14 protein-coding genes are annotated in these 16,752 nt (G+C 67.6%); all 14 read left to right on the top strand.

Annotation, left to right across the window (positions count from 1 at the left end; all coding sequences use genetic code 11):
* Positions 1-14 precede the first annotated feature (14 nt).
* A complete protein-coding gene (locus ISO4_RS14645; protein WP_194856695.1) occupies positions 15-3,131 on the top strand; it encodes a FimV/HubP family polar landmark protein in 3,117 nt (1,038 codons plus the stop codon).
* 96 nt (positions 3,132-3,227) lie between these two features.
* Positions 3,228-4,055: a tRNA pseudouridine(38-40) synthase TruA gene (truA, locus tag ISO4_RS14640; RefSeq protein WP_194856694.1), complete on the top strand. Its 828-nt coding sequence runs from the start codon at positions 3,228-3,230 to the stop codon at positions 4,053-4,055.
* A 41-nt stretch (positions 4,056-4,096) separates the two neighbouring features.
* Positions 4,097-4,741, top strand: a complete 645-nt coding sequence (locus ISO4_RS14635) for a phosphoribosylanthranilate isomerase (RefSeq protein WP_142949283.1) — start codon at positions 4,097-4,099, stop codon at positions 4,739-4,741.
* A 43-nt stretch (positions 4,742-4,784) separates the two neighbouring features.
* A complete protein-coding gene (gene trpB, locus ISO4_RS14630; RefSeq protein ID WP_194856693.1) occupies positions 4,785-6,011 on the top strand; it encodes a tryptophan synthase subunit beta in 1,227 nt (408 codons plus the stop codon).
* Positions 6,012-6,025: 14 nt separating this feature from the next.
* A complete protein-coding gene (gene trpA / locus ISO4_RS14625; RefSeq protein WP_142949281.1) occupies positions 6,026-6,832 on the top strand; it encodes a tryptophan synthase subunit alpha in 807 nt (268 codons plus the stop codon).
* Positions 6,833-6,864: 32 nt separating this feature from the next.
* A complete protein-coding gene (accD, locus tag ISO4_RS14620; RefSeq protein WP_194856692.1) occupies positions 6,865-7,746 on the top strand; it encodes an acetyl-CoA carboxylase, carboxyltransferase subunit beta in 882 nt (293 codons plus the stop codon).
* Entirely contained in the window at positions 7,743-8,978 is a 1,236-nt protein-coding gene (locus tag ISO4_RS14615; RefSeq protein ID WP_194856691.1) for a bifunctional folylpolyglutamate synthase/dihydrofolate synthase, read from the top strand. Before accD ends, ISO4_RS14615 begins: the two co-directional genes overlap by 4 nt.
* A gap of 2 nt (positions 8,979-8,980) precedes the next feature.
* Positions 8,981-9,559, top strand: a complete 579-nt coding sequence (locus ISO4_RS14610; RefSeq protein ID WP_194856690.1) for an SPOR domain-containing protein — start codon at positions 8,981-8,983, stop codon at positions 9,557-9,559.
* Positions 9,560-9,640: 81 nt separating this feature from the next.
* On the top strand, positions 9,641-10,135 hold the full coding sequence (locus ISO4_RS14605) for a CvpA family protein (protein WP_067605387.1): 495 nt from the start codon (positions 9,641-9,643) through the stop codon (positions 10,133-10,135).
* A gap of 25 nt (positions 10,136-10,160) precedes the next feature.
* Positions 10,161-11,690, top strand: a complete 1,530-nt coding sequence (gene purF / locus ISO4_RS14600) for an amidophosphoribosyltransferase (RefSeq protein ID WP_142949277.1) — start codon at positions 10,161-10,163, stop codon at positions 11,688-11,690.
* Positions 11,691-11,727: 37 nt separating this feature from the next.
* Entirely contained in the window at positions 11,728-12,942 is a 1,215-nt protein-coding gene (locus tag ISO4_RS14595) for an O-succinylhomoserine sulfhydrylase (RefSeq protein ID WP_194856689.1), read from the top strand.
* Positions 12,943-12,975: 33 nt separating this feature from the next.
* Positions 12,976-13,887: an AAA family ATPase gene (locus ISO4_RS14590; RefSeq protein WP_194856688.1), complete on the top strand. Its 912-nt coding sequence runs from the start codon at positions 12,976-12,978 to the stop codon at positions 13,885-13,887.
* Between the two features lie 25 nt (positions 13,888-13,912).
* On the top strand, positions 13,913-14,863 hold the full coding sequence (locus tag ISO4_RS14585) for a DUF58 domain-containing protein (RefSeq protein ID WP_194856687.1): 951 nt from the start codon (positions 13,913-13,915) through the stop codon (positions 14,861-14,863).
* A partial coding sequence (locus ISO4_RS14580) for a transglutaminase family protein (protein ID WP_194856686.1) occupies positions 14,863-16,752 on the top strand: 1,890 nt, incomplete at its 3' end. The genes ISO4_RS14585 and ISO4_RS14580, both read left to right, overlap by 1 nt.

Raw genomic sequence — 16,752 nt, 5'->3', positions numbered from 1 at the left:
AAAGGGTTCGATCAATGCTCCGAAAACTTGGGATAGGCTTTATCGCTCTGGCGACCATGGCGCCCGGGCTGGCGGCTGCACTGGGGGTGGGTGAGTACGAGCTGAACTCGTATTTGAACGAGCCGCTGGACATGACCGTGGAACTGCACGATCTGGGCGGCCTGTCCGAGGACGAAATTCTCGCCAACCTGGCCACGCAGGAGGCGTTCGACGCCGCCGGTGTGGACCGCGGCTACTTCCTCAACGATCTGAAGTTCGAAGTGGACGTGAGCGGCGACAGCGGCGTATTGCACATCCGCTCCCGTCAGCCGGTACGCGAACCCTATCTTAATTTCCTGGTGGAATTCCTCTGGCCCACCGGCCGCCTGATGCGGGAATACACCGTTCTGCTGGATCCGCCCAGCTACGCGGACGACGGCGACAGCCTGCAGCCCGCGGTTTCCGAACCCTCGCCACGCCCGGCCACCCGGCCCGAGCCCGCTTCCGAGCCGGCCCGCCAGCGCCCCGCCGAACCGGCCACGCGCCCGCAAACCCGCCCGGCCCCCTCGGAGGCTCCCGGCGACGGCGCCGGCGAAGTGGCCGAACGCGACAGCGGCACTTACCGGGTCGGGGCATCCGACACCATGTGGCGCATCGCCCGGCAGCAGCGCCCGAGCCCGGATGTGTCCGTACAGCAGATGATGCTGGCGATCCAGGAGCGCAATCCCGACGCCTTTATCAATGACAACGTGAACCTGGTGCGCGAAGGCGCGGTGCTGCGCATTCCGTCCGAGCAGCAGGTGCGCCGTGTGTCCAGCCGTGAAGCCCTGTCCCGGGTGGCCACGCAGAACCGCGAATGGCGGGGCATGCGCCCCGAGCCGGCGGCGGGCCAGCCGCAGCGGGCGCCGATCGACGCCACCGGCCGCGACCGCAGTGATCAGGTCGCCGGCGGCGACGACGGTCAGGGCCAGGTCACTCTGGTGAGCCCGGACAGCGAGGGCGGCGTGCGCGACGGCGACGCCACCGGCGGCCGCAGTGGCGACGCCGACACCGCCGCGCTGCAGAACGAGCTGGCGATCCGCGACGAAAATCTGGACCGCCTGAACCGCGAAAACAGCGAGCTGCGCAGCCGCCTGGACGCGCTGGACGAGCAGGTCAGCACCAGCCAGCAGCTGCTGGAAATGCGCAGCGAGAAGATCGCCGCGCTGCAGGCGGAACTGCGCCGGCTGCGTGAAGAGCAGGACCTGGACGTGGACCCGTCACTGCTGGAGGAGCCCGAGCCGGCGGCGGACAGCGCCCCCGACATGACCGCCGACACCGGCGGCGCGGACAGCGGCGGCGCCGAAAATACGGACGGCACCGATAGCGCCGACGCCGCCGGCGACCAGCCGGGCGCGGCTGGCGATGACGACGACGCGGCACCGGCGCTGGGCGCGCCGGGCCAGAACGGCGGCGGCGACGGGCCGTCGCCGGATCAGGGCGGCGGCGATGATGACCGCACCGCCACCGTGACCCCGCCCGAAAAGCCGGAACCGGCCTCCGCGGATCAGTCGGGCTCCGGCCCGGCCAACGCCGATCAGGCGGACAGCGGCGGCGGTATCGTCGGCCTGATTCGCGACAACCTGCTGTATGTGGGCGCCGCTTTGGCGGTTTTGCTGCTTCTGCTGTTGCTGGCGCTGCGCCGCCGTCAAAACGCGGCCGGCGACGAGCACGACGAAGAGGACGACAACGGGTTTGGTGATGATTTCGAAGCCCCGGTGATGGCCGGAACCGCCGCCCACGACGACGCCGACCTGGAAGAGGATCTCGCCGACGACGAGATGGATCCGATGGAGCGGGCCGACGTCTATGTGGCCTACGGCCAGTACCCCCAGGCGGTGGACTTCCTGCGTAATGAAATCAATCAGGCGCCGGAGCGCGGCGATCTGAAAATCCGCCTGCTGGAACTGCTGCACGAAAGCAACGACGAGCGCGGTTTCCACCAGCAGGCCACCGCGTTCGCCGGCACCAGTCCGGCGGTGGACGCCGCCATCAAACGGCTTGGCGGCGATCCGGGCGAGCACGATTACGGCGATAACGCCTACGTCGCGTCCAGCGCGGACAGCGGCGACGACGAGCTGTCCCTGGACGATCTGGAACTGGATCTGGCGTCCGACCTGTCGGATCAGCCGGACGACAGCGACGGCTATTCCCATGCCGCCACCGCCACCACGGCGGGGGCCGGCGCCGCGGCCGGTTTTGCCGCCGGTCGCGAGCAATCCGAGCAGGCCGATACGGAACAACCCGAAACCGAACAGACCGACCAGGACGACAGCCTGGAACTGGACGACTTCGACTTCACCCTCGAGGACGAAGAGCCGGAAAACCGGCCGCTTCGCGACGAGACGCCACTGGAGCTGGACGATCTGGTACTCGACGACGGCAATGACCGCGCCGGCGACGATGAAGACGACGGCCTGGCGTTCTCCCTCGAGGACGATTTCGAAAGCGACGGCGACGTGGCCTTCACCGATGACGAGCTGGCCGCGCTGGACAGCGCCGAAACGCCCGCCGGCAACGACGATAGCGACACCTCCACGGAGCGTGGCGCCGACGACCTGGGCGACTTCGACGACCTCGAACTCGATGATCTGGATGTGTCGCTCACCGACGACCGCACCGGCGTCGACGAGCCCGCGCCGGCACCGGCTGAAGCCTCGCCCGGGGAAGACACCGGTGACGAACTGGCCGATCTGTCCCTGGAAGACGACGACACGGAACTGTCCCTGGACGATCTCAGCTTGGAAGACGATGCGCCATCGTCGCCGCGCACCGAACCGGATGCCGGCGCCGATGACCTCGACGACCTGAATCTGGAACTGGACGACGCCGGTGAGGACGACGCGTCGGCGACGGAATACGAGCCCGAGCCGCAAACGGCCGCCACGCCGCCCGCGGACACCAGTGAGGTGAGCGACGACATGCTCGGCGACGACGATGACTTCGACTTCCTGGGTGAAACCGACGAAAACGCCACCAAGCTGGATCTGGCCCGCGCCTATATCGACATGGGCGACGCGGAAGGCGCCCGGGACATCCTCAACGAGGTGCTCAGCGAAGGCAGCGAAGAGCAGCAGGGCGAAGCCAAGGAGCTGCTCGCCCGCGTCGGCTGAGACCGACCGGTTGCCGTCTCTGGCGGTTCGGGGGGCGATGCCTTAAGGTATCGCCCCCTTTTTAATGCTCGCTTTACAGACCGCTAGGACGGCTTGATGACGCGAATCGCAGTGGCGGTGGAATACGACGGCGCCGGTTTCCACGGCTGGCAGACCCAGGAATCCGGCGTGCGCACCGTCCAGGAAGAACTGGAAAAGGCGCTCTCGCGGGTGGCCAACCACCCGGTGGCGCTGATCTGCGCCGGCCGCACCGACGCCGGCGTGCACGCCACCGGCCAGGTCTGCCACTTTGATTCCGACGCCGACCGCAGCATGAAGAGCTGGGTGATGGGCGCCAACCGCTTTCTCCCCGACGACGTCTCGGTGCAGTGGGCGCAAGCGGTGCCGGACGATTTCCACGCCCGCTTCAAAGCCAACCGGCGCCGTTACCGCTACGTGATCTATAACCACGCCGCGCCGCCGGCGCTGTTCCGCCGCCAGGTGACCTGGAACTACCGGCCGCTGGACGTGGACGCCATGATCGAGGCAAGCCGTCACCTGGTCGGCACCCACGATTTCACCTCCTACCGGAGCGTGCACTGCCAGGCCAAGTCACCGGTGAAAACCCTCAGCCGCTTTCATATTCACCGGCAGGGTCCGTTGATCGTGCTGGAAGTGGAGGGCAACGCCTTCCTGATGCACATGGTGCGCAACATGGCCGGCGTGCTGATGAGCATCGGCGCCGGCAAGCATCCGCCGGTGTGGGCCCGTGAAGTGCTTGAGGCCCGCGACCGCCGCAAGGGCGGCGTCACCGCGCCGCCGTTCGGGCTGTATCTGGTCGACATCGGCTACCCGGAGCCGTTCGTGCTGCCGCGTCCGCCGCTAGGCCCGCTGTGGCTGACCACGCTGAACGCGGCTGACGGCGGCGGTGCCGATGCCCCATAATTGACGCCCTCAACACCACGGTCTGTTATCATAGGTAACGAATGAACATACCCCGGGTCAAAATTTGCGGCATCACGCGGCCGGACGACGGGCGCCACGCGGCGCGGGCCGGCGCCGACGCCATCGGCCTGGTGTTTTACCCGCCCAGCCCCCGCTACGTGAGCCCGCGTCAGGCCGCCGACATCGTCGCCGCCTTGCCGCCGTTCGTGACCACCGTGGGGTTGTTCGTGGACGCACCGCCGGAGCAGATCGCCGCGTTGCTGGAACAGGTACCGCTGGACATGCTGCAGTTCCATGGCGATGAATCGCCGGAATACTGCGCCGCTTTCCAGCGTCCCTGGATCAAGGCCCTGCGGATGCGTGACGGGGTGGACCCCCGGGCCGAGGCGGAGCGCTACGGCGCCGCCGGCGCCCGCGGGCTGCTGGTCGACAGCTATGTGCCCGGCGTGCCCGGCGGCACCGGTGAACGGTTCGACTGGGACCGGCTGCCCGCCGATCCCTCCCTGCCGCTGGTGCTCGCCGGCGGCCTGGACCCGGCCAACGTGGCCGAGGCGGTACGGCGGGTACGGCCCTGGGCCGTGGACGTGAGCGGCGGCGTGGAGGTTCTCGGCGTCGACGGCCGCCGGCAGGGCGGCATCAAGGACCCCGGCGCGGTGAGCGCGTTCATACGCGCGGCGCGCGGCTGACCCCTTTATTCAAACTGGCAGGCACCATGACGAGGAGCATTCGGTGACACAGTCTTCTGAAAGCAGTGGGCCCGATTACAAGGCATTTCCCGATCAGAACGGTCATTTCGGACGCTTCGGCGGACGCTTCGTCTCCGAAACCCTGATGGCCGCCCTCGACGAGCTGGATGTCATGTACCGGCGCCTCAAGGACGATCCCCAGTTCCAGGCGGATTTCGACTACGACCTGGCCCATTACGTGGGCCGGCCCTCGCCGCTGTATCTGGCCGAGCGCTGGACCAAACAGCTCGGCGGCGCCCGCATCTGGCTCAAGCGCGAGGATCTCAACCACACCGGCGCCCACAAGGTGAACAACACCATCGGCCAGGCGCTGCTCGCCAAGCACATGGGCAAGAAGCGGGTGATCGCGGAAACCGGCGCCGGCCAGCACGGCGTGGCTTCGGCCACCGTGGCCGCGCGCCTGGGCCTGGAGTGCCACGTGTTCATGGGCGAGGAAGACATTCGCCGCCAGCGCCTCAACGTCTATCGCATGAAGCTGCTGGGCGCCAACGTGGTGCCGGTGACCTCCGGTTCGCGCACCCTCAAGGACGCCATGAACGAGGCGATGCGCGACTGGGTCACCAACGTGGACGACACCTTCTACATCATCGGCACCGTGGCCGGGCCGCACCCGTACCCGATGCTGGTGCGCGACTTCCAGTCGGTGATCGGCCGCGAGGCCCGCGCGCAGAGCCTCAAGCAGGCCGGCAAATTGCCGGACGCGCTGGTCGCCTGCGTGGGCGGCGGCTCCAATGCCATCGGCCTGTTCCACCCGTTCCTGGACGACCGGGACGTGGCCATGTACGGCGTGGAAGCCGGCGGTGACGGCATCGACACCGGCCGCCATGCGGCGCCGCTGAGCGCCGGCCGTCCCGGTGTGCTGCACGGCAACCGCACCTACCTGATGGAAGACGACAACGGTCAGATCATCGAGACCCATTCCGTGTCCGCCGGCCTCGACTACCCCGGGGTGGGCCCCGAGCACTCCTGGCTCAAGGACATCGGCCGGGTTCATTACGTGTCCGCCGACGACAACGAGGCCCTGGCCGCGTTCCGCGAGCTGACCCGCATCGAGGGCATCATGCCGGCGCTGGAATCCGCCCATGCGCTCGCCTATGCCCGTAAGCTGGCGCCGCAAATGGACGCCGACCAGGACATCGTCATCAACCTGTCGGGCCGCGGGGATAAAGACATCCTCACCGTGGCGGAAATCGACGGTATTCATTTTTAAGATCGGGGAAGGATATGAGTCGTATTGAAGCCTGCTTCGCCACTCTCAAGGAGCAGCAGCGTAAGGCCCTGATTCCTTACATTACCGCCGGCGACCCGACCAAGGCGGTCACCGTGCCGGTGATGCACGCCATGGTGGAGGCGGGCGCCGACGTGATCGAACTGGGCGTGCCGTTCTCCGACCCGATGGCCGACGGCCCGGTGATCCAGAAGGCCTGTGAACGGGCCCTGGCCGCCGGCACCGGCCTGCGTGACGTGCTGGCCATGGTCACCGAGTTCCGCCGCGACAACGACACCACGCCGGTGGTGCTGATGGGCTACCTGAACCCGGTGGAGATCATGGGTTACGAGCGCTTCGCCGACGCCTGCGTGGACGCCGGGGTCGACGGCGTGCTGCTGGTGGATCTGCCGCCGGAGGAGTGCGACGAGGTGGCGCCGCTGTTCAAGACGCGCGGCGTCGATCTGATCTTCCTGATCGCGCCGACCACCACCGACGCGCGGATCAGCCGCATCGCCGGCGCCGCCAGCGGCTACCTGTATTACGTGTCGCTGAAAGGCGTGACCGGCTCCGCCAGCCTCAACGTGGAGGAAGTGGCGCGCCGGGTTGAAACAATTCGCAACCTTGCCCAATTGCCCATTGGCGTGGGCTTTGGTATCAAAGACGCGCAATCGGCACGGGCGGTGAGCCAGGTATCCGACGGCGTGGTGGTCGGCAGTGCGCTGGTCAACCAGTCCGCCGAAAACGTGGATACCCCGGATCGCATCGCCCCCGCGGTGGCGGCGATTCTCGCCGACATGCGTGCCGCCATGGATAAACAGTAAACGCTGAGCGCTGAGCGTACGAGGTCCGACTGATGAGCAATAACTGGCTGGAAAAGATCCTCCCCGCGGTGCGTCGCCCGCAGGAAACCCGGCGCAGCACCATTCCCGAGGGTCTGTGGCGCAAGTGTCCGCGCTGCGACAGTGTGCTCTACCGTCCGGAGCTGGAACGCAATCTGGAAGTGTGCCCGAAATGCGAGCACCACCTGCGCGTCGGTGCCCGCAAGCGGCTGAAGATGTTCCTGGACGACGGCCCGATGAGCGAAATCGGCGCCGATCTGGCGCCGGTGGACCGGCTCAAGTTCAAGGACTCCAAGAAGTACAAGGACCGCCTGGTGGCGGCCCAGAAGGAGACCCAGGAACGGGACGCGCTGATCGCCATGAAAGGCAAGCTCCACGATTTGCCGGTGGTGGCGGTGGCGTTCGAATTCCGCTTCATGGGCGGCTCCATGGGCTCGGTGGTCGGCGAGCGTTTCGTGCGCGCGGTGGAAAGTTGCCTGGAACACAAAACGCCGCTGATCTGTTTCGCCGCCAGCGGCGGGGCGCGCATGCAGGAAGCGCTGTTCTCCCTGATGCAGATGGCCAAGACCTCCGCCGCGCTGGAACGTCTGCGCGAAGCGGCTCTGCCGTTTATCTCCGTGCTCACCGATCCGGTCTACGGCGGCGTGTCCGCGTCGCTGGCCATGCTCGGCGACGTCAATGTGGCCGAGCCCAACGCGCTGATCGGCTTCGCCGGCCCGCGGGTGATCGAGCAGACCGTGCGGCAGAAACTGCCGGAAGGCTTCCAGCGCAGTGAATTCCTGCTCGAGCACGGCGCCATCGACATGATCGTCGAGCGTCAGCACATGCGTGACACCCTGCACCGCATTCTCGCCAATCTGACCGGGGCGCCGCTGGCCGAACCCGCCGAACTATGAGCGTCGGCCTGGACGCCTGGCTGGCGCGCATTGAAAAACTCCACCCCAGTGAGATCGAGCTGGGCCTGGAGCGGGTGCGCCGGGTGGCCGAGGCGCTCGGCGCGGCCAGCCTGTCGATGCCGGTGATCACCGTCGCCGGCACCAACGGCAAGGGCTCGGTGGTGGCGCTCACCCGCGCCCTGGCGGCCGCCGCCGGCCGCCGCGTGTGCGTCTATACCTCCCCCCATCTGCAACGCTTCAACGAACGCATCACGCTGCCCGACGGCCCGGTGGACGACGACGCCCTGTGCGCCGCCTTCGAGCAGGTGGACGCCGCCCGCGGCGACACCGCGCTGACCTATTTCGAATTCACCACCCTGGCGGCGCTGTGGCTGTTCCGCCACAGCGGCGCCGACCTGGCGATTCTGGAAGTGGGGCTGGGCGGCCGCCTGGACGCGGTCAATCTGGTCGACGCGGACGTGGCGGTGGTCACCTCCGTGGGCCTGGACCACACCGACTGGCTGGGTGACACCCGCGAAAAAGTGGCGGTGGAGAAACTCGGCATCGGCCGGGCAGGGCGGCCCCTGGTGTACGGGGAGGAAAACGCCCCCGCCAACCTGGACGCCGAACTGGATCGCCTCAAGGCGGTGCCGCTGCGCGCCGGCCGCGAGTTCCAGGTGGAGGCCGCCCGCTTGTCGATCCGCGACGGCCAACGGCAACGCCATTATCCATTGCCGCTGCCCCCGCGCCTGGGCGCGGACAACCTGGCCACCGCCTGCCAGGCGCTGGTGGCCGCCGGTTTCCCACCGGCGGACGACGCCCCCCACCAGGTGGCGGATACCGGTCTCGTCGGCCGCTGCCAGGTGCGCCGTTACCGTGGCGTGCAGTGCGTGCTCGACGTGGGGCATAATCTGGAAGCATTGACCCGGCTGCGCGGGCGGCTGCCCGCCCACGCCGGCCGCCGGCGCCTGGTGTTGGGCATGATGACCGACAAACCGGTGGAAGCGGTGGTGGCGCTGTTCGCCGCCGACGTGGATGAGTGGTATCTGGCGCGCCCGGCGGTGAGCCGCGCGGCGGACACCGGGCGGCTGGCCCGGGCGCTGCCCGAGAGCGCCGTGGCGCACCGTTTCGACAGCGTGGCGGCGGCGCTGGATCAGGCCGTCGCGGACAGCGGCGCCGGCGATCAGGTGCTGGTTCTGGGCTCTTTCTTTACCGTCGCCGAGGCGTTGAACGCCATGGATCAGGGAGACTAGCGGTGCATTTGCGAACTCGCCAACGTGTGATCGGCCTGCTGCTGTTGCTGCTGCTGGCCGCGATTCTGGCGCCGCTGGTACTGCGCACGCCGGAACAGGTACGCCTGGCCCTGGATATGTCGATCCCGGAAGCGCCGCGCATCAGCGAGCCGGAGATCGCCCCGGTGGTCAGCGAGGAAGAGCAGGCCGCCACCGACCGTCAGATCGACGAAGAGCAGCAACAGGTGGCCGCCGCCGAACCGGAGCCGCGGGCGGCCCCTCCGGTGGTGGAGGAAGAGCCGTCAGCGGATGAAGAGCCTTCAGAAGCACCGCAACCCGCCGCCCAGGACGCCCCGCAACCCGGCTTCACCGTGCAGGTGGCCAGTTTCAGCGACGTGGCCAACGCCCAGGCGCTGGTGGCGCGCCTGCGCGAGGCCGGCTACAGCGCCTATCACCGTGAAGTGCGCCAGGACGGCAACACCTGGCAGCGCGTGTTCGTGGGCCCGGAGATCAAGCGCGAACGGGCCGAGGCCCTGCGCCAGCGGCTGGCCGACGACAAGGCCTTCGCCCTGGAAGGGCTGGTGCGTTCCTTTGTGCCGTAGCGATTCCGGGCCGATAAAGCCCTGTGCCCGCCCCGGGCGCTCTGATAGAATCGCGGGCCTGTTTTAACCACGCGCGTGTTCATGAATCTGGCAGACGGCATCATTCTGTTTATCATCGCCGCCTCGGCACTGATCAGTGTGCGTCGTGGCTTCACGCGTGAAGCGTTTTCCCTGCTCACCTGGGTGGCGGCCTTCATCGTCGCCCGCCTGTTCAGCCCGGCCCTGGAGGTTCTCCTGGCCGATTCCATCGAGACGCCCAGCCTGCGCCTGGCCGTCGCCTTCGGTCTGTTGTTCACTGTCACCCTGATAGTGGGCGCGTTGATCAATCACCTGCTCGGTGAATTGATCCGCGTGACCGGCCTGAGTGGCACCGACCGTTTGCTGGGCATGGTGTTCGGCGCCTTGCGCGGCGCCCTGGTGGTGGTTGTATTGGTGGCCCTGGGCCACCATCTGTTCAGCGAGGATGCCTGGTGGCGCGAGTCGCTTCTGGTCCCGCATTTCGCCATGCTGGAGGACTGGACCCGCCGTCTCGCCGGGGATCTGATCGCTTATCTTATGAACGTCAGCGGAAGCTAAGCTTAGCTAGCTCGAGGATACGCAAATGTGCGGCATTGTTGGCATTGTCGGCCACTCCTACGTCAACCAGGCGATTTATGACGCTTTGACGGTTCTTCAGCACCGGGGACAGGACGCCGCCGGCATCGTCACCTGCGACGGGGACCGGCTGTTCCTGCGCAAGGACAACGGCATGGTCCGGGACGTATTCCGCAACCGCCACATGCGCCGCCTGGTCGGCAACATGGGCATCGGTCACGTGCGTTACCCCACCGCCGGCAGCTCCAGCTCCGCGGAGGCGCAGCCGTTCTACGTCAACTCGCCCTACGGCCTGACCCTGGCCCATAACGGCAACCTGACCAATTCCGAGGCGCTCGCCGAGCACCTCTACCGTTCCGATCTGCGCCATATCAACACCACCTCGGATTCCGAAGTGCTGTTGAACGTGTTCGCCCACGAGCTGCACGAGCGCGGCAAGGGCAAGCTGCGCCCGGAGCCGGACGACATCTTCGACGCCGTGTCCGCGGTGCACCGGCGCGCCGAGGGCGCCTACGCGGTGGTGGCGATGATCACCGGCTACGGCATCCTGGCGTTCCGCGACCCGCGCGGCATTCGTCCGGTCTGTTTCGGCAAGAAAGAGACCGAGCACGGCCCCGAGTACATGGTGGCGTCGGAATCGGTGGCGTTGTCGTCGCTGGGCTTCCAACTGGTGCGTGACCTGGCCCCCGGCGAGGCGATCTACATCACCTCGGAAGGGGAGCTGCACACCCGTTCCTGCCACGATCAGCCCAAGCTCACGCCCTGCATCTTCGAGCAGGTCTATCTGGCCCGCCCGGATTCCATCATCGACGATATTTCCGTCTACAAGGCGCGCCTGCGCATGGGCGAAAAGCTGGCGGAAAAAGTGGAGCGCGTGTGGCCGGACCACGACATCGACGTGGTGATCCCGATTCCGGACACCAGCCGCACCTCGGCGCTGCAGATGGCCAACCGGCTTAACGTGAAATACCGCGAAGGCTTCATCAAGAACCGCTACATCGGCCGCACCTTCATCATGCCCGGCCAGCAGCAGCGGCGGAAATCGGTGCGCCAGAAGCTCAACGCCATCGAACTGGAATTCTCCGGCAAGAACGTGCTGCTGGTGGACGACTCCATCGTGCGCGGCACCACCTGTCATGAAATCATCCAGATGGCCCGGGAAGCGGGCGCCCGCAAGGTGTATTTCGCCTCCGCCGCGCCGGCGGTGAAATACCCCAATGTGTACGGCATCGATATGCCGTCCGCCGGCGAACTGATCGCCCACGACCGCAGCGACGACGAAGTCTGTCAGCTGATCGGCGCGGACAAGCTGATCTACCAGGATCTGGAAGATCTGGTCAGCGCCTGCCAGGAAGGCAACGCGGACATCGAGGAGTTTGATTGTTCGGTGTTTAACGGCCACTATCTGGCCGGTAATATCGACGGCCAGTATCTGTCCGATCTGGAAACGCGCCGCAACGACGACGCCAAGAAAAGCCGGGAAAAAACCCGCGCCCTGGCGGACAACGAAGTGATCGACCTGCATAACTCCAACTGAACCAGGGGCGGCCCGGCCGCCCCGCACCGAGGTAACGATGAGCGACACACCGGACCCCCGCGACCTGCATACCGACACCCTGGCGATTCGCTGGGCGCAGTTGCGCACCGATGAAATGTCGCACTCGGACCCGATCTTCCTCACCTCCAGCTTCGTTTACGACAGCGCCGCCCAGGCCGCCGCCCGGTTTTCCGGCGAGGAGCCGGGTAACGTCTATTCGCGTTTCACCAACCCCACGGTGCGTTCCTTCGAGCAACGCCTGGCGGCCATGGAAGGCGGCGAAAGCTGCGTGGCGCTGGCCTCAGGCATGGCGGCGATCAGCAGCACCTTCTTCACCTTGCTGGCGCCCGGCGATCACGTGATCAGTTCACGCAGCGTGTTCGGCACCACCAATGTGATCTACGACCGCTATCTGAAGAAGTTCAACATCGACACCACCCTGGTCGATCTGAACGATCTGGATCAGTGGCGCGCGGCGATTCGCCCGGAAACCAAGCTGCTGTATCTGGAAACGCCGTCTAACCCGCTCTCGGAAGTGGGCGACATCGAAGCGCTGGCCAAACTGGCCCATGACAACGGCGCGCTGCTGATCGTTGATAACTGCTTCTGTACCCCGGCGCTGCAGAAACCGCTGGAACTGGGTGCGGACCTGGTGATTCACAGCGCCACCAAATATCTGGACGGGCAGGGCCGCTGCCTGGGCGGCGCCGTGGTCGGTCCCGAAGAGATCCTCAAGGAGATCCACGGGTTCGTCCGTTCCGCCGGCCCCTGCATGAGCCCGTTCAACGCCTGGGTGTTTCTCAAGGGTCTGGAAACCCTGGGCCTGCGCATGAAGGCGCATTCGGAAAACGCCCTGCAACTGGCGCAGTGGCTGGAGCAGCAGCCGGGCATCGCCCGGGTGCACTATGCCGGCCTCGACAGCCACCCGCAGAAAGCCCTGGCCGAGCGCCAGCAGAAAGCGTTCGGCGCGGTGATCGCCATTGAAGTGGAAGACAGCGACGGCCGGCGCGACCGCCAGGCCGCCTGGCGCTTTATCGACGCCACCCGGCTGCTCTCCATCACCGCCAACCTGGGCGACGTGAAGTCCACCGTTACCCATCCGGCCACCACCACCCACGGGCGCGTGGCGGAGGAAGAAAAACAACGTTCCGGCATCAGCGAAAATCTGATCCGCATCGCGGTGGGGCTGGAAGACGTCGGCGATCTCAAGAACGACCTGGGGCTCGGCATCAAAGCGCTCGGCTTCGAATAAAAGCTTGAAGCGTGTCGCCAAAAAAGGGGTGTTATGCAGGCTTTGGATAAAGCGCTGGCCCAGGTGGGCAGCGTGCTACTGGGGAAACCGGAACAGCTGAAACTGGCCCTGGCCTGCATGCTCGCCGGCGGCCATCTGTTGATCGAGGACCTGCCCGGCATGGGCAAGACCACCCTGGCCCATGCGCTGGCGCGGGTGTTCCGCCTCGATTACCGCCGCGTTCAGTTCACCAGCGACATGTTGCCCGCCGATATTCTCGGCGTTTCGGTGTTCGATCCGGATAGCCAGCAGTTCAGTCTGCGCGAGGGGCCGGTGTTCAGCCAGCTTCTGCTCGCCGACGAAATCAACCGCGCCACCCCCAAGACCCAGGGCGCGCTGCTGGAAGCCATGGAAGAGCGACAGGTCACCCTGGACGGCGTCAGCCGGCCGCTGCCGTCGCCGTTCTTCGTGGTCGCCACCCAGAACCCGGTGACCCAGGCCGGCACCTTCGTGTTGCCGGAATCCCAGCTCGACCGTTTCCTGATGCGCATTTCCCTGGGCTACCCGTCCCCGGACGTGGAACTGTCCCTGCTCGCCGGCGGCGACCTGCGCGAAGCGGTGCGCGAATTGAAACCCATCATCGAGCCCAGCGGCCTGGTGAAACTGATCGCCCATGTGGGCAAGGTGCGCGCCACCCGCGATCTGCTCGACTATGTGCAGCGGCTGCTGGAAGCCACCCGCGCCGACGATCGTCTGGTCACCGGCCTGTCGCCGCGCGCCGGCCTCGGCCTGCTGCGCGCCGCCCGCGCCTGGGCGCTGATCCACGACCGCGATTACGTGCTGCCCGAGGACGTGCAGGCGGTGTGGCCCTCGGTGGCCGAGCACCGGCTGCAGCCCCGCGAAGGGGGCCAGGTGTCGGCGATGACCCAGGCGCTGCTGCAAACCGTGCCGGTGGTGCGCCACTAGTCGGTCGAACCTGAGGAGGGACGCCGTGCTCAAGCAAGCCTGGCAGCGTTGGCTCGACCGCCGGCTTCCCCGGGCCCGCCAGGTGCAGCTCGACCAGCGGCGCATTTTTATTTTCCCCACCGGCTACGGCTTTCTCTATCTGCTGGTGTCCGTGCTGCTGTTCTTCGGCGGCATCAACTACGAGAACAACCTGATTCTCGGCCTCTGTTTTCTGATGGTCAGCCTGTTTCTGGTCGCCATTCTGCACACCTTCCGCAATTTGTCCGGGCTGTCGCTGCGCGCCGGCGCCAGCCGCTCCGGTTTCGTCGGCGGGCAGGGCAGCGTGGAAGTGGTGCTGGTCGCCCAGCGGCGCCCGCACCGGGCGCTGTGGCTGCGCTGGCTGGACCAGCCGGCCCAGGAGATCAGCGTCGAGCCCGGCGAGGAAAGTGCCCTGTGGCTGAACCTGCCGCTCAGCCGGCGCGGCCGCGTCCGACCGCCGCGTCTGCGCGTGGAGAGCCGCTACCCGCTGGGCCTGCTGCGCAGCTGGTCGCTGGTATCCCTGGATCAGGTTTGCCTGGCCTGGCCGCGCCCTCAGGAAAGCCACGACTGTCCCGCCGACGGCGGCGACCGGGAGCGCCAGGTGGCCAGCGCCGGGCAAAGCGGCAGCGAGGAGTTCCAGGGCCTGCGCGGCTATGTGCCCGGCGACTCCCTGGGCCAGGTGGACTGGAAAGGCTATGCCCGCGGCCGGGGGCTCAACGTCAAACTGTTCGAGGAGCCCGCCAGCGGCCGCCTGTGGTTGCGCTATGACCGCCTGGAAGGCGTGCCGGTGGAGCGGCGTCTGTCGATCCTGTGCTTCTGGGTGCAGCGGCTGAGCCGCGAGAACCGGCCCTTCGCCCTGGCGCTGCCCGGCGCCGAGCTGCCGCCGGGGCAGGGCGAGGAACAGCGTCTGCGGGCCCTCAACCTGCTGGCCCGCCACGGCGACACGGAGGCGGACTGATGGCGCGCATCTACCAGATCCCCAGCCACGCCCGCGGCTGGCTCACCCTGGCGATCATCGCCGCGTCGCTGCCGCAGCTGTGGGGCGGCCCCCTGTGGCAGGCCGGGCTGCTCGCCCTGGTGCTGGGCTGGCGTGCCCTGATGGACCGCCAGCGGCTGGTGCTGCCCGGGCGCATCCTGCGCCTGGTGCTGCTGGTGGCCACCGTGGCCGCCACCTTCTACAGCTTCGGCCGTCTGCACGGGCCGGAGGCGGGCACCGCGTTGATCACCAGCCTGTTCGCGCTGAAATACCTGGAGCTGGTCAGCAAGCGCGACGCCTATGTGCTGATCGTGCTCGGCTATTTCGTGTGCGCCACCATCCTGCTGTTCCACCGCGGGCCGGCCATGGCGCTCTACGTGATCGGTTGCCTGATTCTGCTCACCGCCAGCCTGGCGGGCATCAACTACAGCGACACCCACGCCCGCCGCCGCCAGCACCTGTCGGTGGCGGCGGTGATGGTGCTGCAGGCGCTGCCGCTGGCCATCGCCCTGTTCGTGCTGGTGCCGCGCATCGCGCCGCTGTGGAACATGCAGCTGGACAGCGGCCAGGCGCGCACCGGCATGAGCGACAGCATGTCGCCGGGGCAGGTCAGCCGCCTCACCGAATCCAGCGAGCTGGCGTTCCGGGTCCAGTTCGAGGGCGAGCCGCCGCCGCCCCGGGAGCGCTACTGGCGTGGCCTCACCTACAGCTACTTCGACGGCACTACCTGGCGCCAGGCCAGTCCGCCCGGCTGGGAGCGGGAGCAGCTGTTCTACGGCGGCCGAGGGCCGTCGCCGGACTGGTACCGCGCCCTGATCGACGCCGCCGCCGACCGCACCGGTTACCGCTACCGTGTGATCATGGAGCCCTCCCGGCAGCGCTGGCTGTACGCGCTGGCGGTGCCGTTCACCGACTTCGACGGCAACGCCCTGGCGCGGGATTTTCGGCTGGTGGCGGACGGCCCGGTCAACGGCGCCTTCAGTTACACCGTGCGCAGCGTGGACGTGACCGGCGCGGTGCCGGCCCTCGGCGACGCGGAACGGCGGCTGATGCTGGACCTGCCCGAAGAGGGCAACGCCCAGGCGCGTGCCCTGGCCCAGCGCTGGCGGCAGCGCCACCGGAACGACGGCGCCCTGGTGCAGGCCGCGCTCGGCTATTTCCGCGAGCAGCCGTTCTTCTACACCCTGGAGCCGCCGCGCATCGCCGGCGACACCGTGGACGAATTCCTGTTCGGCACCCGCCAGGGCTTCTGCGAGCACTACGCCTCCAGCTTCACCTTCCTGATGCGCGCCGCCGGCATCCCCGCCCGGGTGGTGGCCGGCTACCAGGGCGGCGAAATGAACGCCGGCGACTACCTGCAGGTGCGCCAGTATGACGCCCACGCCTGGGCGGAAGTGTGGCTGCCCGGTCAGGGCTGGGTGCAGGTGGATCCCACCGCGGCGGTGGCCCCGGAGCGTGTCGAGCTGGGCCTGCGCGGCGCCTTCGACAGCGCCGCCGACGGCGCCGGCGGTGACTTCGACGGCCTCAACCGCCTGCCGGTGCTGTTCCAGCTGCAGCAGTGGGCCGACTACGTGGACTTCAACTGGCAGAAATGGGTGCTCGGCTATCGCCAGCAGTCCCAGCGCGATCTGCTGGAGCGCCTGCTCGGCGCGGTAACGCCGCTGCGTGTCGGGCTGGCGCTGCTCGGCGTGGTGCTGGTGTTCAGCGCCGTGCTCGGGCTGCTGGTGCTCAGCCGCCGCCGGGACACCCCGGTCAGCCCCCTGGAGCGCGAGTTCGCCCGCCCGCCTGCACCGCGCCCTGGCCCAGCGCGGCCTGCGCGCCCCGGACACGGTCTCCGCCGCCCAGCTGGAAGCGGCGGTGACCCGGCGCTG

The sequence above is a fragment of the Alloalcanivorax venustensis ISO4 genome, assembly GCF_015356855.1.
Lineage (GTDB): Bacteria > Pseudomonadota > Gammaproteobacteria > Pseudomonadales > Alcanivoracaceae > Alloalcanivorax > Alloalcanivorax venustensis.
The sequence above is the reverse complement of the archived record's forward strand: the minus strand, read 5'-3'. Positions and strand labels throughout refer to the sequence as shown.